This is a genomic window from Dactylosporangium sp. NPDC049525 (assembly GCF_040676755.1).
In the GTDB taxonomy this organism is placed as follows: Bacteria; Actinomycetota; Actinomycetes; order Mycobacteriales; family Micromonosporaceae; genus Dactylosporangium.
Window position 1 is genome coordinate 242,225 of sequence record NZ_JBFAPO010000006.1, and the last position, 18,272, is coordinate 260,496.

Consider the following 18,272-nt stretch of genomic DNA (forward strand, 5'->3'; position numbering starts at 1 on the left):
GTTGACTGGTGTTCTACTCTACCAACACAATCTGGTGACGGGGAGCGGAGGACACCGGGCGTGATCAACTTCCATGTCGACAAGTCCAGCAGCGTGCCGGCGTACGCACAGCTGATCCGGCAGGTGCGCGAAGGGCTGCGGATGGGCCTGCTGCACCCCGGGGACCAGTTGCCCACAGTGCGCAGCGTCGTGACCTCGTGCACGGTCAACCCGAGCACGGTGCTGAAGGCCTACCGGGAGCTGGAGCTGTCCGGCCTGGTGGAGGCGCGGCAGGGGGCGGGCACGTTCGTCAGCGGCACACTCGGCGGCGCCGACCCGCACGTCATGGCCCGCCTCCGCCACGGCCTGGCCCGGTGGCTCGACCAGGCCCGCGAGGCAGGTCTGGAGACCGAGGACGTCGAGGCGCTGTTCGCCTCCGTGATCGTGGAGAACTCGGCCCGCCGGGCGCAGGAAGGTGCGGCATGACCGACGAGGCGATCGCGATCGAGGCCCGGTCCGTGAGCCGGCGCTACGGGTCCGTGTGGGCGCTGCGCGACTGCGACTTCCAGCTACCCGCCAACCGCATCATCGCGCTGGTCGGGGCCAACGGCGCGGGCAAGTCGACGCTGATGAGCATCATCAGCGGCATGCTGCCGGCCAGCGCCGGCACGCTGCTGGTCAACGGCCACCCGGTGGTGAAGGGCAGGTCCGCGAACGGGGGCGGGCCGGCCGGGAGCCGGGTCGCGATCCTGGCCCAGGACAAGCCGCTGTACCGGGACTTCAGCGTCACCGACATGCTGCGCTTCGGGCACGCCACCAACCGGGTGTGGGACCAGCGGCGGGCGCTGTCCTGGCTGGAGCGCTTCGACATCCCGCTGGACCGCCGCTGCGGCCGGCTGTCCGGCGGGCAGCGGGCCCAGGTCGCGCTCGCGGTCGCCCTGGGCTCCCGCCCGGCGGTGCTGCTGCTGGACGAGCCCCTCGCCAATCTCGACCCGGTGGCCCGCACCGAGGTGACCGGCGAGCTCATGGCCGAGGCCGCCGACGGCGACATGACCGTGATGCTGTCGACCCACATCGTGGCCGAGCTCAGCGGCGTCGGCGACCACCTGCTGCTGCTCGACGCGGGCCGCCCCGTGCTGACCGGCGACGTCGACGAGCTGCTCGACAGCCACCTGCGGCTCACCGGGCCGCGCGCGGACCTGCCGCCGGGCCCGGGCACGATCGTCCAGGCGCAGCACACCGACCGGCAGTCCACGTTCGTCGTCCGGCAGCCCGCCGGACCGGCCGCGCCGGCGATCGTCGCGCCCGGATGGACGGCCCAGCCCCTCACCCTGGACGAACTGATCCTGACCTACCTCAAGGCGTCGGCGCGCAAGGCGTCGGCCGAGACCCACCGGGACCTGGAGGCGGCAGCATGAGCCTGGCCATCGACGCACCGGCCACCGCGGACCGGCCGGACGGCCCGCGCCCCGGCGGGGGCTTCTCCAGCCGGCTCTGGCTGACCTGGCGCCAGCACCGCTGGGCCCTCGTCGGCACGCTCCTCCTGGCCGCCGTCCTGGTCGGCTGGATGACGTACCTGTCCACCGAGATGACGGACCTGTGGCACCAGTGCCACAACATGCCGTGCCCGGACAACTCCCCACAGGACCTGCGGCTCGGCGCCCGACCCTTCGGCCTGTTCCAGCAGTCCAGCTACGTGGAGCGGCTGGTGCAGTACATGCCGCTGCTGGTCGGCATGTTCCTCGGTGTCCCGGTGCTGTCCCGGGAGCACGAGCAGCGGACCCTGCTGCTGGCCTGGAGCCAGGACGTCTCCCCGGCGCGCTGGCTGTGGACCAGGCTCGGCCTGCTCGGGCTGTTCGTGACCGCCGTGACCGCGGCCGTCGCCGGCGCCATCGACCACCTGGAGCACGTCGAGACCAACGTCAGCCCCGGGAACCTGTTCCACTACGAGCCGTTCCTGAACACCGGGATGCTCCCGGTCGCGATCAGCCTCTGCTGGTTCGCGGTCGGCGTCGCGCTCGGGGCCGCCCTCCGGCGCACGCTCCCCGCCGTGTTCGGCGTCATCGCCGGCTTCGTCGGCCTGCTGGTGTACCTGCAGTTCCGGTACCCGACCCTCATGAAGCCCCTGTCCTACCACCGGCCCTTCAAGCTCGCGGACGACCGGGTCTGGGGCCCGAACTTCCTGGCCGTCAACGGCGACCGCGTCAACTTCGGCCCCGGCCAGCGCACGAACGTGATCGACCCGTCCGGGCACGAGCTCGACTACGCCGAACTGCGCCGCGTCTGCGGCACCGACCCCGACACCCTGTTCACCTGCCTCGGTGACAACCATTTCACCAGCTACGTGGAGTATCAGCCGGCCGACCGGATCCCCGAGTTCCACCTGATCGTCGGCACCGGCTACCTGACCCTCGCCGCGGTAGCGCTGCTCACGGTCTGGCTGGTCGTGCGCCGTACCAACCTGAGCGCCGGATAGCACAGCACTATGGCGTCGGCACACCGAAGCCGACGGTGGTGCCGCTGCCCTCGATCGACTCCAGGGCGATCCAGCCACCGTGCGCCTCCACGATCGCCTTGCTGATCGCCAGGCCCAGGCCGCTACCCTTGATCGCCCGTTTCTGGGCGTCGGCGGTGCGGAAGAAGCGGGTGAACAGCATGCCCTGCTCATGCTCCGGGATGCCGACCCCGGTGTCGCGGATCCACACGACCACCTCGCCGTCGCGTTCCCGGCCGGTGACGGTGATCGAGCCGCCCGGGTCGGAGAACTTGACGGCGTTGGTCAGCAGGTTGAGCACGACCCGTTCGAGCTGGTCGCTGTCGCCCTGCACGACCGGGATGTGCTCGTCGATGTCGGTGGTGACGGTCAGCCCGGCCGTCTCGACCGACGGGCGGATCGCCTCGCACGCGGCGTCGATGACGTGCTTGACCTTCACCGGGCCGACGGTGAGCGTCAGGGTGCCCGACTCGATCCGGGAGAACGTCAGCAGGTCCTCGATGAGGTCGAGCAGCCGGCGGCCGTTACGGTCGATGATGCCGACGATCTTGCGTTCGGTGGCGCCGAGGGAGCTGGCGTGCGCGTCGGCGAGGATCTCGGTGTAGCCGCGGATGCTGGTCAGCGGGGTCCGCAGCTCGTGGGAGACGGTGGCGACGAACTCGCTCTTGAGCCGGTCGAGCTCCTGCAGGTCGCTGTTGGTGCGGGCGAGCTTGGCCGCCTGCCGCTGGAGGGCCTCCTCGGCGCGCCGGCGGTCGGTGACGTCGGCGATCTGGTGCACGACGTGGTGCGCCCCGTGGTTGGCCCCGGGGTGCGCGCTGCCGCCCGCGCCGATGAGCGACGCCGAGTACTGCCCCCACAGCGGCGCGCCGTCGGAGCGGCACAGCCGCAGCTCCTTGCTGACCTTCTCGGCCTCGCCGGCGACGAGGCGCTGCATCTTGTCCGCAACGATCGGCCGGTCCTCCTCGAGGACCATGTCGAGCAGCAGCTGCGCGGGTTGCAGGCCGGTCATGCGGGCCAGCTCCTGGTTGACCTCCAGCACGTGGCCGTCGAGGTCGGTGACGGCCATGCCGACCGGGGCGTGGTCGAACGCGGCCCGGAACGTCTCCTCCGCGCGGCGCTGGTCGGCGGCGAGGCGCTGCTGCGACAGGGCGTGCTGCACCGCCGAGCCGAGCCGGCTCAGCCGGTCCTTGAGCAGGTAGTCCACCGCGCCGTGGCGCAGCGCGTCGACGCACGACTCCTCGCTCATCGCGCCGCTGACCACGATCGCCGGGATGTCGTAACCGCCGGCGCGCAGCATGTGCAGCGCCTCCAGGGCGTTGAACTGCGGCAGCGAGTAGTCGGCGAGGATCACCTCGGGCGGGCCGCCGGGGTCCTCGAGCGCGGCCTGGAAGTCCGCGCGGGACTCGACCCGCCGCCACACGGGTGCGAACCCGGCCCGCCGCAGCTCGAACACGAGCACCTCGGCGTCGTCGGGGTTGTCCTCGAGGAGCAGGATCCTCATGAGTGCGCATCGGTCAGGTTCAGGCCCAGCCAGTACAGGCCGATGCTGTTGACGGCGGACATGAACTGCTCCATGTCGACCGGTTTGACGATGTAGCTGTTGGCGCCGAGCTCGTAGCAGGCGTGCAGGTCGCGGTCCTGCGCGGACGAGGTGAGCATGACGACCGGGATGTGCCGGGTGCGCCGGTCGGCCTTGACCCGGCGCAGCACGTCGATGCCGTCGACCAGCGGGAGCTTGATGTCCAGCAGCACCACCTGCGGCGGGTCGGCGGCGGCCGGGCCGAACAGGTGGTCGAGGGCCTCGGCGCCGTCGCGGGCGACGTCGACGTTGCGGGCGAACCTGCCCCGCTCGAACGCGAGCCGGGCGAGCTCCAGGTCGTCGGGGTTGTCCTCGACGAGCAGGACCCGATTGGACAGCGGTTTCACCCGCCCACCTCCAACAACGTGTGTCCGGTGTGTCCAGCGTGGTCGAGGGCCGGAAGGGTGAAGTAGAACGTGGCGCCCTCGCCGGGGACCGCGTCGGCCCAGATCTGGCCGCCGTGCCGCAGCACGATGCGGTGGGTGAGGGCGAGCCCGATGCCGGTGCCCTCGTAGTCCTCGGCCCGGTGCAGCCGCTGGAAGACCTTGAACAGCTTGTCGGCGTAACGCATGTCGAAGCCGGCGCCGTTGTCCTTGACGTAGTACATGACCTCGCCGCTGAGCGGCCCCACCCGGTGCCCGATCTCGATGCGGGCCGGGGAGACGTCGCGGGTGTACTTCACCGCGTTGCCGACGAGGTTGGCCACCACGTGCCGGACGAGCCGCGGGTCGCCCTGAGCGTCGGGCAGGTCCGCGACGGTGAGGACGATGTCGCGGCTGCCGCGCTCGACGCTCAGCTCGTCCCAGACGTCGGCGACCAGCTGGTCGACGTGGACGCGCAGGCTCGCCATCTCCTGCCGCTGGAGCCGGGAGAAGGCCAGCAGCCCGTCGATCAGGTCACCCATGTGCTGCGCGCCGGCGCGGATGCGGCCGAGGTACCGCCGGCCCTGCTCGTCGAGCGCGTCGCCGTGGTCCAGGGCGAGCATCTTGGCGAAGCCGTCGACGGCCCGCAGCGGCGCCCGCAGGTCGTGCGAGACGCTGTAGGAGAAGGACTCCAGCTCCGCGTTGGCCTCCCGCAGGTCGGCGGTGCGCTCCGCGACGCGCGCCTCCAGCTCGGCGTTGAGCTGCTCGACCGCCCGCTCGGCGGTCTTGCGGTCGGTGACGTCCTGGCTGACCTTGACGAAGCCGCGGATCGACCCGTCGGGGTCGCGCACGGCGGTGAGCAGGCCGTGCGCCCAGAAGCGGCTGCCGTTGCGGCGCACCCGCGGGCCGTCGATCTCGACCTGGCCGTGCTCCGCCGCCTGGTCCAGGATGCGTTCCGGCACTCCCGCGGCGGCCTCCTCCGCGGTGAAGAACATCGCGTAGGAGCGGCCGACGACCTCGTCGGTGCGGTACCCCTTGAGCCGTTCGGCGTTGGCCGACCAGCTCACCACGACACCCTGCCGGTCGAGCATGTAGATGGCGTAGTCGCGGGCGCCGTCCAGCAGCAGCTGGAGCAGCTCCTCCGAGGCGCGGACCTTCTCGTCGGCGTCGTGCAGGTCGGTGATGTCGCGCAGCACCGCGACCGCGCCGCCGGCGTCGGCGCCGGCGCCGGCGCCGTCCTGCCGGACCAGGGCCCGCAGCCGCACGTCCAGCCGGCGTCCCCGCACGATCAGCTCGACCTGCGACTCCAGGCGGTTGCGGACCAGGTCGCGGAACCGGTACGGGGTGGTGCCGTCCGCCTCGTACGCCTCCAGCAGCTCGGGCCACTCGGCCGGCGGGTGGCGGTCGATGTCACGGCCGAGCAGCTCCCGGGCGGTCGGGTTGACCCACAGCGCGGCGCCGTCCGCGGCGAAGACCACCACGCCGTCGCCGATCGTGTTCATCACCGCGGACAGCAGGGTCGCCTGGTGCCGCAGGTCGACGGTGGCCTGGACGACCCGGTCCTCGGCCCGGCGGCGGGACGTGGCGAGAGTGTAGACCAGCGCGGCGGTGACCAGCGTGAGCGCCAGGCCGCTGAACACCATGCCGTCGTCGAGGTGGCCGTCGGCGCCGATCAGGGCCGTGCCGTCGGTGCCGACCGTCAGCTGCCACTGCTGGTCGGCGACCTGCACGATGACGCTGCGGCGCAGGTCGCCGGCGCCGACGTCCTGCCGCTCGATGTGGGCGATCGAGCGCCATCCGTTGTCCTCGATCGCGGACAGCGTCACGTCCAGCAGCTCGCGGGACGGCTGGAGCATCGTGCCGGTGAAGAAGTCCTGCATCCGCACCGCCATCTCGACGAAGCCGAGCACCTCGCCGGTGTCCCGGTCGAGGACCCGCTGCAGGAGCACCACCGACTGCTGCTGGCGCGGCGCGGGCAGGCCGGCGTCGCGCGGCAGCACGTACGGGTCCGAGATGGCGGGCAGGCCGACGCGCTGGGCCCGTTCCAGCGCCGAGGCCGCCTCCGCGGACGTGGTCAGGTCCTGCCCGACGCCGGTGCCGGCGCCGCCCTCGTCAAGGGTGCGCTGCAGCACGGTGAAGTAGCGCCGGCCGGCGCCGGTGGTGGCGTGCAGCGTCAGGCCGGTCGCGCCGCGCGCCCGCCAGTCGGCCTGCGCGGCCGCCACGGCGGAGTCCTGCACCGCGACGATGAAGTCGATGGAGGTGGCGCCCGGCAGCCAGAGCTGGCCGAGCGGGGCGGTGGCCGTGGTGAACGAGACGGCGTCGAGCTCCGGCAGGGCCTCCAGGCCGCCGGCGGTCAGCTGCACCGCGTCGACGTAGCGCTGGGCGGTGGACGCCACCGCCTCCTGCGCCGCGGCGACCCGCCGGTCCAGGGCCTGCCCGGCGTTGTCCAGCTCGACACGGTGCATCAGCAGCCCCGCGCCGCCGGAGACCAGCAGGCCGAGGAGCACCACCCCGAACACCTGGAGACGGACGCCCACCACGCATCTCAGATCGGCGGTGCGCTCAGGTTTTTGAGGAGTTGCTCATCCGTTGTCCGACGAGTGCCCGGGGAAGAGATGGGCGGCCGGGTCGATGATCACGGCGGCGTTGTTGACGGCGGTCGCGGCCTCCCCGAAACCGACCGCGATCAGCCGGACCTTGCCCGGGTATTCGCTGATGTCGCCGGCGGCGAACACCCGGGGCAGGTTCGTCGCGGTGGTCGAGTCGACCTTGATGTGGCGCTTGTCCAGTTCGAGGCCCCAGTCCGCGAGGGGGCCGAGGTCGGCGGTGAAGCCGAGCGCGGCCACGATCGAGTCGGCGGGCAGGGTGCGCGGCCCGGCGCCGCGGACGGTGACGTCGACACCGGTGCAGTGCCCGTCGCCGTGGATCCGGGTGACCTCGGCGTTGACGATGATCTCGATCGGCAGGGCCTGCGCGCGGGCGACGGTGGAGGCGTGCGCCCGGAACTTCTCCCGGCGGTGCACGAGGGTCACCGACTTCGCGAGGGGCTCCAGGGCGAGGGCCCAGTCGAAGGCGGAGTCGCCGCCGCCGACGATGACCACGTCGTGCCCGGCGAGGTCGGCCAGGTGCGGCACGAAGAAGACCAGGCCGCTGCCGGTGAACCCCGCGGCGGCGGGCAGCGGGCGGGCCGTGAAGCTGCCCAGGCCGCCGGTGATGAGGATGGCCCCGCAGTGCAGGACGGTGCCGTCGGACAGGGTCAGCACGGGCCGGTCCTCGGAGTAGGCGAGGCCGTCGGCCCGCACGCCGAGCAGGTACTGGGGGTGGAACTGGTCGGCCTGCTCCACCAGGTTGGCGACCAGGTCCCGGCCGCGGATGCCCGGGAAGCCCGCGACATCGAAGATCATTTTCTCGGGGTACATGGCCGTGACCTGCCCGCCGGGCTCCGGCAGGGCGTCGATCACCGCCGTGGTGAGCCCCCGGAAACCGGCGTAGTACGCACCGAAGAGGCCGGCCGGTCCCGCGCCGACGATGGCCAGATCGACTTCCCGCATAAGCGAACGCTATGCGGCATCGGTGCCGATCGCCAGGGGGTCGTCGGTGCGTCGCGGGCGGCGCCGCCGGAACACCACCGCTGCGACGAGACCGCCGATGAACCCGCACAGGTGCCCCTGCCAGGAGACACCCTCCTCGCCGGGAAGGACACCGAAGAGCTGCCAGCCGTACAACAGGCCGATGAGCACCCCGACGGCGATGTGCCACCAGCTGTGCTCGACGACGCCCCGCATCAGGATCACGCCGAGGTAGCCGAAGATGACCCCGCTGGCGCCGACGACCACGGTGTCCGGGTCACCGATGAACCACACCCCGACCCCGGCGACCAGCGCGATGAAGACGGTGGTGAGCAGGAACCGGGTGGTCCCGGCGGCGAGGACGAACGTGCCGAGCAGGATCAGCGGGATGCTGTTGGCCAGCACGTGGGCGAAGCCGGCGTGCAGGAACGGCGAGAAGACGATGCCGTCGAGCCCGTCGAGGTGGTGCGGCCGGATGCCGCCGTCCTGGTCGAGGCGCTCACCGGTCAGCCGGTCGAGGAACTCGATCGCGAACAGCACCGGCACGAACGCGCACATCGCGACGAAGGCCCTGCCCACGGCGGCATAGAACGCCTCCGTGCCGAAGCGCGAGGGGTCGGACTGGCGGGTCTCGTCGAGAGTCACGCCACTGTGGTAACAGGTCCGGGGAAAACCCGCCACCCGTGTTCATCGGGGTGGCGGGTTTCCTCCGGGTATGCCGTTCTTTTAGTACCAGCCGCTGGACTGGCTCTGTGCCCAGGCGGCGCACGGCGTCTTGTAGCGGCCCTTGATGTAGCCAAGGCCCCACTTGATCTGGGTCTCCGGGTTCCACGACCAGTCGCTGGCGACCGAGGCCATCTTCGACCCCGGGAGCGCCTGGGCGATGCCGTACGCCCCGGAGCTCTTGTTCTTCGCCGTCGTGGTCCAGTGGCTTTCCTTGTCCCAGAGCTTCTCCAGGCACGGACCCATCTGGTCCATCCCGAAGCCGGCGACGTGCAGCAGCCCGCAGCCGCGCCACTTGTTGTCGCTCTTGCCCTTGTACACGTCGCACTCGGCGGGGATCGGGTAGGTCGGCGGGCCCAGCGTGCGTACGACGGACCGGCTCGCCTCCTCTTCCTTCTTCTTGCGTGCGGCGTCCTCGGCGGCCTTGGCCTGCGCGGCGGCGGCCGCCGCGGCGTCCTGCGCCTTGCTCTGTGCGGATGCCTGCTCAGAGGCCTGCCCGGCGGCGGCGCTCGGGCTGCCCGGCGAGCCGTCGGAGGCACGCGGGAGCGTGGCGTCGGCGGCGGCGTTGACCGGCTCGGCCGGCTTGCCGCTGTCCCAGTTGGCCACGACCAGGCCGCCCACGAGCGCCGCGACCAGCGCGAGGGCCGCGATGGCCCGCACCTTGCCGATCCGGCGCCACAGCAGCGTCACGACGTCCATGGCTAGTACCAACCCGTGTTCTGGCTGTGGGACCACGCGCCGCACGGCGTCTTGTAGCGGCCCTTGATGTAGTTCAGGCCCCACTTGATCTGGGTCGCCGCGTCGTTGTACCAGTTCGGACCGTACGCGGCCATCTTGTCGCCGGGCACCGCCTGGGGGATGCCGTGCGCCCCGCTGCTCTTGTTGTGAGCGAGGGGGTTCCACCCGCTCTCCTTGTTCCAGAGCTTCTCCAGGCAGGGCATCTGGTCCAGGCCGAAGCCGGCGGCCACCATGAGGGTGCAGCCGGTCTTCTTGTTGCCGCTGTACACGTCGCAGGAGGCGGGAGCCGGGTAGGCCGGCGGGGCCGCGCTGCGCGTGTTGGAGCGGCTCGCCTCCTCTTCCTTCTTCTTGCGAGCGGCGTCCTCGGCGGCCTTGGCCTGCGCTGCGGCGGCCGCGGCGGCATCCTGCGCCTTGCTCTGCGCGGAGGCCTGATCAGACGAGGCGGGCGCGGCGGAAGGGCTGGCGGACGCCCGTGGAAGCGAAGCGGCGTCGGCGGCCTTGACCGGCTCTGCCGTCGCGTTGTGCTGGGTCTGTCGGTTGGCAATGAGCAGGCCACCGGCGAGTCCCGCAACCAGCACGAGAACCGCGATGGCTCTGACCTTGCCGACCCGCTGCCACAGCCGGATCACGAAGGTATCCATTCGTCGGGGACATGGTCGGTGCACGGCCCGGACGGGCGCCCGCTGCGCTGAGCGGGGCACCCGTCCGGGCCAGTGACGCACCGTGAGCGCCTGATGCCGAGATGCTTGGAAGCTGGTCGGCGTCACGCGCTCGATCCCCACCATCGCCTAGTGCATTCGCGGGTGAGAACCCAAACGGTACCTTCTGTGATTCTAATCACGTGACAATTGGGACTCTTTTGCTTAAGTTACCGCTCGAACGGGAGGTCCTCCAGCAGGTCCGTCACGACCTCGGCAATAGGAGAACGCTCCGAGCGGGTCAAGGTCACGTGCGCGAAGATCGGATGACCCTTGAGGGCCTCGATCACCGCGGCGATGCCGTCGTGCCGGCCGACCCGCAGGTTGTCACGCTGAGCGACGTCGTGGGTCAGCACGACCCGCGAGTTGCTGCCGATGCGGGACAGCACGGTGAGCAGGACACCGCGCTCCAGCGACTGGGCCTCGTCCACGATCACGAACGCGTCGTGCAGGCTGCGGCCCCGGATGTGGGTCAGCGGCAGGACCTCGAGCATGCCGCGGGCCGCCACCTCCTCCATCACGTTGTCGTGCACCAGCGAGCCGAGCGTGTCGAAGACCGCCTGCGCCCAGGGCGACATCTTCTCGGCGGCGTCCCCGGGCAGGTAGCCCAGCTCCTGGCCGCCGACCGCATACAGCGGGCGGAAGACGATGACCTTCTTGTGCTTGCGCCGCTCCATGACCTGCTCCAGGCCCGCGCAGAGGGCCAGCGCGGACTTGCCGGTGCCGGCCCGCCCGCCCATCGACACGATGCCGATCGACTCGTCCAGCAGCAGGTCCAGCGCGATGCGCTGCTCCGCGGAGCGGCCCCGCACGCCGAACGCCTCCCGGTCGCCGCGGACCAGCCGCACCGACTTGTCGGAGCAGACCCGGCCCAGGGCCGAGCCGTTCTGCGAGGTGAGCACCAGGCCGGTGTGCACGGGCAGGTCACCGGCGCCGTCGAGGTCGATCGCCTCGCCCGCATAGAGCCGCTTCACGTCGTCCTCGGCGATGCCGAGCTCGACCATGCCCGTGTAGCTCTGGTTGGTCGCCGGACCCGGCTGGTACTCGTCCGCGGCCAGGCCCACCGAGCCGGCCTTGACCCGCAGCGGCATGTCCTTGGTGACCAGCAGGACGTCCTTGCCCTCGGCGGCCAGCGCAAGGGCCACGGCGAGGATGCGGGCGTCGTCGGTGTCGGCCCGGAACCCGGCCGGCAGCACGTTCTGATTGGCGTGGTTGAGCTCCACCCACAGGGTGCCGCCCGCGTCGGTCAGGGGCAGCGGCAGGTCGAGCCGGCCGTGCTTGGCCCGCAGGTCGTCCAGGAACCGCAGCGAACGCCGCGCGAAATAACCGAGCTCGGGATGGTGCCGCTTGCCCTCCAATTCGGAGATGACGACCAGGGGCAGAACCACGTCGTGCTCCCCGAAGCGCAGGAACGCGCCCGGGTCGGCCAGCAGCACCGAGGTGTCCAGCACGAAGGTGCGGCGCGCGACCACCGGCTCGGCCTTCTTGCGGGTGCGCCGGGCCGGCTTTTCCGGCACGGCGGCCTCCGCAGGGGCGGCGCCCACCGGGGCGGCGCTCGCCGGCTGGGCCTTGGTGGCACGGCTGCGAGGAGCGGGACTGGAATCAGAGGGACTGCGGCGAACGGTCACGGGATCTCCGGGGACGGGCACCTCGCCGCCCGCACTCGCGTCCTCCGACGCCCGCACGGGGTCGGGTGCTTGGCCCCGTGGCTTCACATGGATCGCTCGGTCCGGGCCTCGGATGGCCGGGAAAACCCCTAGCCACAGCACAGACGCTAACCGCTGCAAGCAAAATCCACTAGATCGAGTCGTTGATTGCCGGCGAACGCCCGCCTTGTGAGGTACGCCCCGCCACCCACACGGACCGCGAAATGTTCAGTACGCTGTGGATATGGCGGCTCCTGACACAGCACGCTCCCGCGCGGCCATCCTCCAGCTGACCGCGGAGCGAGCCGGGCACTGCGCCTTCTTCTTCGACTTCGACGGCACCCTCGCACCGATCCAGGAAGATCCGGACACGGTCCACCCCGCCGACGGCATCGTCGAGATTCTCGCCGAAGTCAACCGGCGCCTCGGCAAGGTCGTCATCGTCTCCGCCCGGCCCGCGGAATTCCTGCGCCAGCGCTTCGCGGCCCTGCCCGACGTGGCCGTCTTCGGCCTCTACGGCCTGGAGGTCCAGCGCCCCGGCGGCCTGGTCGAGACCGACCCGAGCGCCGCGCCGTTCGTGCAGGTCATGAGCGACCTTGCCGACCGCGCACGGGCCGAACTGCCGGCGGGCACCCGGGTGGAATACAAGCGGCTGTCCGTCGCGGTGCACTACCGCAACGCGCCGCACCTCGGCCCCGAGGTCGAGCAGTGGGGCAAGGAGCGGGCCAGCGAGCTGGGCCTGCGCGTGCAGGCGGGCCGCATGGTCCTGGAGCTCAAGCCTCCCGGCCAGCGCGACAAGGGCAGCGTCCTGCGCGAGGAGACCGAGGGCCACAGCTGCGCCTGGTATTTCGGCGACGACGTCGCCGACCTGCGCGCGTTCGACGCCCTGGCGGCCCGCGAGGAGGTCGATCCGGACTTCGTGGGGGTCCGGGTGGCCGTCGCCAACGCCGAGAGCGGCCACGCCCTCATCGAGGCCGCCGACATCCACGTCGACGCCCCCGAGGACGTCCCTGCCCTCCTGAGATCCCTGCTGGACCAGCTGACGTAGCATTCGCCACGTTGCGTCCAGGTTCGCGTGCGTGATCGTCATCCCCGTAATAGAAAATCCAGCACGGCGGCGGCCTTTGTGGTTCCGCGCAGCCTCCGGCCGCGCGAAGGGGTGGCGCGGTTGCCGTCCGTGCCGTCTTGCGGTGATGCCAAGCCAGGTCCGCACTCGCATGATCCAGCGCCGTCGAGGTCGTCATTCGGTGGTGCCACACCGTCGCCGGCTTCAAACACGAACAAATCACCCATACCGCGACCGCGGCGCCCAACGTGTGCGCCAAGATCCAACCCCACTCCCGTCCTGATCGAAGGATCCGGGTGGCCGTCCGCGCGGCCACGGCCGCCCTTCGATCATGCGCCAGGCAGGAAGATCGCCGTCCGGAGCGCGGTGCCACCATCGCCCCCGAACAGACGTTGGTCAATGCCCGTATTTGTGGCTTTTGTGCCATCGACGGTGTGCGATCTACCCGCACTCCAAAGATCAACTCGCGGGTGGATCGCACACCATCTATGCACGGACGGCAACCGTGCTACGCGCCGTAGCGGCGTTGGCGGTTGGCGTAGGAGCGCAGGGCGCGCAGGAAGTCGACCCGGCGGAAGCTGGGCCAGTGCACGTCGCAGAAGTAGAACTCCGAGTGGGCGCTCTGCCACAGCAGGAAGCCTGACAGCCGCTGCTCGCCGCTGGTCCTGATCACCAGGTCGGGGTCGGGCAGGCCGCGGGTGTAGAGGTGGTCGGAGATGTGGTCCACGTCGAGGATCTCGGCGAGCTCTTCGATGGACGTGCCGGCCTTCGCGTGCTCGTGCAGCAGGGAGCGGACCGCGTCGGCGATCTCGCGGCGGCCGCCGTAGCCGACGGCGAGGCTGACCTGCGCCCCGCCGGTGCGGTTGACGGTGCGCTCCTCGGCCGCCTTCAGCGACTGTGCGCTGGCGGTGGGGAGCAGGTCGAGGGCGCCGACCATGCGCAGCTGCCAGGGGTTGCCGTCGGCGGCGAGCTCGGCGGCGAGGTTCTCGATGATCTGCAGCAGCGGGTCGAGCTCGGCGGACGGCCGGGAGAGGTTGTCGGTCGACAGCAGCCACAGCGTGACGTGCGAGACGGTCGCCCCGTCGCACCAGCGCAGCAGCTCCTTGATCCGCTCGGCGCCGACGCGGTGGCCGTCGTTGGGGTCGACGTAGCCCATCTCGCGCGCCCAGCGCCGATTGCCGTCGACAATCACCCCGACGTGTCGCGGCTGAGGTTTGCCGTGCAGCCGTCGGGCGAGACGCTTCTCGTACAACGAATACACCACGTCACGCAGGCCCACGGTCGAGAAGAGTAGCGACCTACCGGGCAAAGCGACACCGTCAGCCGTGCACCAGACAGTACTGAACGGCGGGTGCGTGGGCGGCCGATCTCCCGACTGACCGGCCGCCCACCAGCGGCTATGCGGCTTCGAGGCGGGCCTTCAGCGCGTCCAGCTCGGCCCAGAGCACGCCGGGCAGTTTGTCACCGAATCGCTCGAACCATTCGGCCACCTGGGGGACCTCGGCGCGCCATTCGTCGGCGTCCACCCGCAGGACCAGCGCCAGGTCCTCGGCCGTCAGGTCCAGGCCCGTGACGTCGAGCGAGCCGGGCGCCGGCACCCGGCCGATGGGGGTCTCCACCGCCGCGGCGGTGCCCTCGATGCGCTCGACGACCCACTTCAGCACGCGGGCGTTCTCCCCGAAGCCGGGCCACAGGAAGCGGCCGTCGTCGCCGCGGCGGAACCAGTTGACGTAGAAGATCCGGGGCAGCTTCGTGGCGTCGCCGTCGGCGCCCTTGCCCATCGCGATCCAGTGCGCGAAGTAGTCGCCGGCGTGGTAGCCGATGAAGGGCAGCATGGCCATCGGGTCGCGGCGCACCACGCCGACCTTGCCGGCGGCCGCGGCGGTGGTCTCGCTGGACAGGGTCGCGCCCAGGTAGACGCCGTGCACCCAGTCGCGGGCCTCCGTCACCAGCGGGATCGTGGTCTTGCGCCGGCCGCCGAAGAGGATCGCGTCGATCGGCACGCCGCGCGGGTCGGCGTACTCGTCGGCGAGGATCGGGCACTGCTCGATCGGGGTGCAGAAGCGCGAGTTCGGGTGCGAGGACGGCTCGTCCATCGAAGGTGTCCAGTCCTGGCCCTTCCAGTCGGTGAGGTGCGCGGGCGGCTCGCCCATGCCTTCCCACCAGATGTCGCCGTCGTCGGTCATCGCCACGTTGGTGAAGACCGAGTTGCCCTTGGCGAGGGTCCGCATCGCGTTCGGGTTGGTCTTCCAGTCGGTGCCCGGAGCGACGCCGAACAGGCCGAACTCCGGGTTGACCGCGTAGAGGCGGCCGTCCTCGCCGAAGCGCATCCAGGCGATGTCGTCGCCGAGCGTCTCGACCTTCCAGCCGGGGATGGTCGGCTCCAGCATCGCCAGGTTGGTCTTGCCGCAGGCGCTGGGGAACGCGGCCGCGACGTACTTGACCTGCCCGGTCGGCCCGGTCAGCTTCAGGATCAGCATGTGCTCGGCGAGCCAGCCCTCGTCGCGGCCCATGACGCTGGCGATGCGCAGCGAGAAGCACTTCTTGCCCAGCAGGGAATTGCCGCCGTAGCCGGAGCCGTAGCTCCAGATCTCGCGGCTCTCCGGGAAGTGGGAGATGTACTTGGTGTCGCTGCACGGCCAGGCGACGTCGTCCTGCCCAGGCGCGAGCGGTGCACCCACCGAGTGCAGGCACGGCACGAAGGGGGCGTCGTCGCCCATCCGGTCGAGCACGTCGGCGCCCATCCGGGTCATGATCCGCATGGAGGCGACCACGTACGGCGAGTCGGTCAGCTCGACCCCGAACATCGGCTGCTCGGCGGTCAGCGGGCCCATGCAGAACGGCACGACGTACATCGTGCGGCCGCGCATCGAGCCGTCGTAGAGCTCCGTCATGACCCGCTTCATCTCCGCGGGCGCCATCCAGTTGTTCGTCGGGCCGGCGTCGGCCTCGTCGGCGGAGCAGATGAATGTGCGCTCCTCCACCCGGGCCACGTCCGACGGGTCGGTGCGGGCCCAGAACGAGTTCGGCTTCTGCCGCAGCCGCACCAGCACCTGTTTGTCGACCAGCTCGTCGGTGATGCGGCGCCACTCCCCCTCGGAGCCGTCACACCAGACGACCCGGTCGGGGCCGGTGAGCTCGGCGACCTCGCGGACCCACGCGAGCAGCTTGGAATGGGCGGTGGGTGCCTGGTCGAGGCCGGGGACGGTGACCGGTGCGGACATGTTCAAGATCTCCTCGTGGTCGGCGTTGACCTGGACTTTCAAGCGGCGTAAGGAAGCAACGGGCATACGCCAAAGCACGGCGCGCGATACTGCGAGCGGCCGTGGAAACGTTCGTCTGATTTCCCTCAGCGTAAACCGGCTACCCCGGCCGGGCAGTGTGAGAGCTTGTGAAAAGCTGCACAAGGGCAGGAGAATCTCGCACCCGTTCGCAGAATCACGCGTGAACTTTTCGTCAACCGCGCACCAACGCGCAAAGCATGCGGTCTGCGGCCGATGCGCCCGCTGAGGTCAGCGGTGCCGTACCCTCTGCGACGTGACGGAACTGCAGTCGGTGGCGACCGAGCCGGGCCCGGGCGGCCTGCGCGGACTGTTCGCCCGCTTCGAGCACCTGGTCCGCGAGCTGGGCAAGTTCGGCACGGTCGGCATCGTGGCGTTCGTGGTGGACGTGGCCATCTTCAACGTGCTGCTCTTCAGCGGCACGCCGACGCTGGTCGCGAAGACGATCTCCACCGTGGTCGCCGCGACGGTCGCGTTCATCGGCAACCGGTTCTGGACCTGGCGCGACCGGGAGCGGACCAACCTGCGCCGCGAATACAGCCTGTACTTCCTGTTCAACCTGGTCGGGTTGATCATCGGCCTGGCCTGCCTGTGGGCGAGCCACTACGGGCTCGGCTCGATCTGGCCGTTCTTCCAGGGCAAGCTCGCCGACAACATCGCCGCCAACATCGTCGGCATGGCATTCGGGACGCTGTTCAGGTTCTGGTCGTATCGCAACATTGTGTTCCGGAAGACTCCGGACGCGGTCTAAACTCGGCAGCAGGTAACAGCCCGGTTGCACAGTGGTCAAGATGCGGGTGAGCTGCCCCGCAGTCTGCGGTGTAACCGGGGCGATGCTTGGCGACCTACCGTAAGGTTGCACGGTGCGCCTAGCCAGCAACCTCCGCGACCGGTTCGTCCCCGAGCGGCACCGCTCGCTCGCCACCGAACTGTTCAAGTTCCTGGCGGTCGGCGGGATCAACACGATCATCGACTTCGCAGTGCTCAACCTGCTGCTGTCGATCGGCCCGCTCAAGGCGAAGATCGTCGCGGCGGTGGTCGCGACGACCGCGTCCTACATCCTGAACCGGCAGTGGACCTACCAGCGCAGCGACCGCAAGAGCCTGCGCCGGGAATACACCCTGTTCTTCGCACTCAACGGCGTCGGCCTGCTGATCCAGAGCGCGGTCCTCGCCGTCGCCAAGTACGGGCTGGGCTTCAGCGAGACCAACAGCGACGACCGGCTCGCGTTCAACATCGCCAGCGCGGTCGGCATCGCCATCGCGATGGTGTTCCGCTTCTGGGCATACCGGACGTTCGTGTTCCACACGCCGGTCGTCTCGGACGACCCGCAGGCGATCGCGGACGCCGAACTGGAGGCCGAAGTGGAGGCGCTCGAGGTCGCGCTGACCGAGGTCGCGGTCGCGCCCGGGCCGCGCCACTCGCACGACGACGACGAGCTGACCCTCGACGAGCTGGAATCACCCGCCGGCCACCGCTGAGCCCTCGCTGAGCCACCGCTGAGCCCTGTCGGGCCATCGCCACGCCGGCTCTGCCCGAGCCGGCGCAGCGATCACGGGCGCGCCGTCAGTCGTTCTTGATCTCGTCGACGAGGGCCTGACGGTCGTCGTCGCCGAAGGTGTGCTTCTGCCGGTCCGCGTCGACCAGCTCGTAGAGCATGCTCTGGGTCTTCTCCACCTGCGGGATGTCGGTGAGCTGGACCTGGCCCCGCTCGCCGGCCGACTCGATGGTCAGCGTGCCGCAGCCGAGCATCCGCTCGAACAGCGAGTGGGAGAACGACACGTCGTTGACCCGGCCCAGCGGGATGTCCCGGCCGCTGCGTGAGAACACGCCGCTGCGCATGATCACCCGCTCGTTGGTGAAGACGTAGTGCGTGGTCTTCCACTTGATCCATGGCCACACGGTGACCACGAGCACCACCACCAGGCCGACGCCGGCGGCGATCAGCGTGCCGATCGTGCCCACACCCGTGAACAGGGAAATGGCCACGACCGCGGCGGCGGTGAGGACGAACCAGAGCACCGGCAGGAACAGTGCCTTCCAGTGGGGGTGCAGGTGCAGCACCACCTGCTCGTCCTTGGTCAGGACGCTTTCCGGGAACCCCACGCCAACCTCCTCGTTCATGAATGTCGAGGTG

The 18,272-nt window shown here is 70.4% G+C and carries 17 protein-coding genes; 6 read left to right on the plus strand and 11 right to left on the minus strand.

The genetic code is table 11. From position 1 onward, the window contains the following. Window positions 1–60: 60 nt before the first annotated feature. Genes AB0K00_RS12990 through AB0K00_RS13000 form a run of 3 tightly spaced genes read left to right on the plus strand, consistent with a single transcriptional unit; the run spans window position 61 to window position 2,455 of the window. Window positions 61–465: a GntR family transcriptional regulator gene (locus AB0K00_RS12990; RefSeq protein ID WP_363519526.1), complete on the plus strand. Its 405-nt coding sequence runs from the start codon at window positions 61–63 to the stop codon at window positions 463–465. Next, window positions 462–1,397: an ABC transporter ATP-binding protein gene (locus AB0K00_RS12995; RefSeq protein WP_363519529.1), complete on the plus strand. Its 936-nt coding sequence runs from the start codon at window positions 462–464 to the stop codon at window positions 1,395–1,397. The genes AB0K00_RS12990 and AB0K00_RS12995 overlap by 4 nt, the downstream gene beginning before the upstream one ends. After that, window positions 1,394–2,455, plus strand: coding sequence for an ABC transporter permease (locus AB0K00_RS13000; protein WP_363519532.1), 1,062 nt, complete (start codon window positions 1,394–1,396; stop codon window positions 2,453–2,455). Before AB0K00_RS12995 ends, AB0K00_RS13000 begins: the two co-directional genes overlap by 4 nt. 7 nt (window positions 2,456–2,462) lie before the next feature. Here AB0K00_RS13000 and AB0K00_RS13005 read toward each other — a convergent pair whose 3' ends face one another. From AB0K00_RS13005 to AB0K00_RS13040, 8 genes are all read right to left on the minus strand, one after another. Continuing rightward, window positions 2,463–3,974, minus strand: a complete 1,512-nt coding sequence (locus AB0K00_RS13005) for an ATP-binding protein (protein ID WP_363519535.1) — start codon at window positions 3,972–3,974, stop codon at window positions 2,463–2,465. Next, window positions 3,971–4,399, minus strand: coding sequence for a response regulator (locus AB0K00_RS13010; protein ID WP_363519538.1), 429 nt, complete (start codon window positions 4,397–4,399; stop codon window positions 3,971–3,973). The genes AB0K00_RS13005 and AB0K00_RS13010 overlap by 4 nt, the downstream gene beginning before the upstream one ends. Continuing rightward, the gene (locus AB0K00_RS13015; protein ID WP_363519541.1) at window positions 4,396–6,951 is read right to left on the minus strand and encodes a PAS domain S-box protein; all 2,556 of its coding nucleotides are present in this window, start codon (window positions 6,949–6,951) and stop codon (window positions 4,396–4,398) included. The genes AB0K00_RS13010 and AB0K00_RS13015 overlap by 4 nt, the downstream gene beginning before the upstream one ends. Before the next feature lie 45 nt (window positions 6,952–6,996). Continuing rightward, a complete protein-coding gene (locus tag AB0K00_RS13020; RefSeq protein ID WP_363519544.1) occupies window positions 6,997–7,965 on the minus strand; it encodes an NAD(P)/FAD-dependent oxidoreductase in 969 nt (322 codons plus the stop codon). Window positions 7,966–7,974: 9 nt separating this feature from the next. Continuing rightward, window positions 7,975–8,628: a rhomboid family intramembrane serine protease gene (locus AB0K00_RS13025; protein WP_363519547.1), complete on the minus strand. Its 654-nt coding sequence runs from the start codon at window positions 8,626–8,628 to the stop codon at window positions 7,975–7,977. A gap of 81 nt (window positions 8,629–8,709) precedes the next feature. Continuing rightward, complete coding sequence (locus AB0K00_RS13030) at window positions 8,710–9,405, minus strand: lytic transglycosylase domain-containing protein (RefSeq protein ID WP_363519550.1); 696 nt, start codon at window positions 9,403–9,405, stop codon at window positions 8,710–8,712. Between the two features lie 2 nt (window positions 9,406–9,407). After that, entirely contained in the window at window positions 9,408–10,073 is a 666-nt protein-coding gene (locus tag AB0K00_RS13035) for a lytic transglycosylase domain-containing protein (protein ID WP_363519553.1), read from the minus strand. A gap of 239 nt (window positions 10,074–10,312) precedes the next feature. Beyond that, complete coding sequence (locus AB0K00_RS13040) at window positions 10,313–11,659, minus strand: PhoH family protein (RefSeq protein ID WP_363519554.1); 1,347 nt, start codon at window positions 11,657–11,659, stop codon at window positions 10,313–10,315. 373 nt (window positions 11,660–12,032) lie between these two features. Between AB0K00_RS13040 and otsB the strand changes: the two genes are divergently transcribed. Further along, window positions 12,033–12,836 carry a trehalose-phosphatase gene (gene otsB, locus AB0K00_RS13045; protein ID WP_363519556.1) on the plus strand — a complete coding sequence of 268 codons (804 nt, stop codon included), beginning with the start codon at window positions 12,033–12,035 and terminating at the stop codon, window positions 12,834–12,836. A 526-nt stretch (window positions 12,837–13,362) separates the two neighbouring features. On the opposite strand, the gene AB0K00_RS13050 is transcribed toward otsB, so the two are convergent. Together AB0K00_RS13050 and AB0K00_RS13055 are read right to left on the minus strand one after the other, a co-directional pair. Beyond that, a complete protein-coding gene (locus AB0K00_RS13050) occupies window positions 13,363–14,133 on the minus strand; it encodes an isoprenyl transferase (protein ID WP_363519559.1) in 771 nt (256 codons plus the stop codon). A gap of 118 nt (window positions 14,134–14,251) precedes the next feature. Further along, on the minus strand, window positions 14,252–16,078 hold the full coding sequence (locus tag AB0K00_RS13055) for a phosphoenolpyruvate carboxykinase (GTP) (protein WP_363519689.1): 1,827 nt from the start codon (window positions 16,076–16,078) through the stop codon (window positions 14,252–14,254). Window positions 16,079–16,400: 322 nt separating this feature from the next. Between AB0K00_RS13055 and AB0K00_RS13060 the strand changes: the two genes are divergently transcribed. Next, complete coding sequence (locus AB0K00_RS13060; protein ID WP_363519692.1) at window positions 16,401–16,886, plus strand: GtrA family protein; 486 nt, start codon at window positions 16,401–16,403, stop codon at window positions 16,884–16,886. Between the two features lie 112 nt (window positions 16,887–16,998). Then, the gene (locus tag AB0K00_RS13065) at window positions 16,999–17,616 is read left to right on the plus strand and encodes a GtrA family protein (protein WP_363519562.1); all 618 of its coding nucleotides are present in this window, start codon (window positions 16,999–17,001) and stop codon (window positions 17,614–17,616) included. An 85-nt stretch (window positions 17,617–17,701) separates the two neighbouring features. On the opposite strand, the gene AB0K00_RS13070 is transcribed toward AB0K00_RS13065, so the two are convergent. Beyond that, entirely contained in the window at window positions 17,702–18,241 is a 540-nt protein-coding gene (locus AB0K00_RS13070) for a PH domain-containing protein (RefSeq protein ID WP_363519564.1), read from the minus strand. Window positions 18,242–18,272 lie beyond the last annotated feature (31 nt).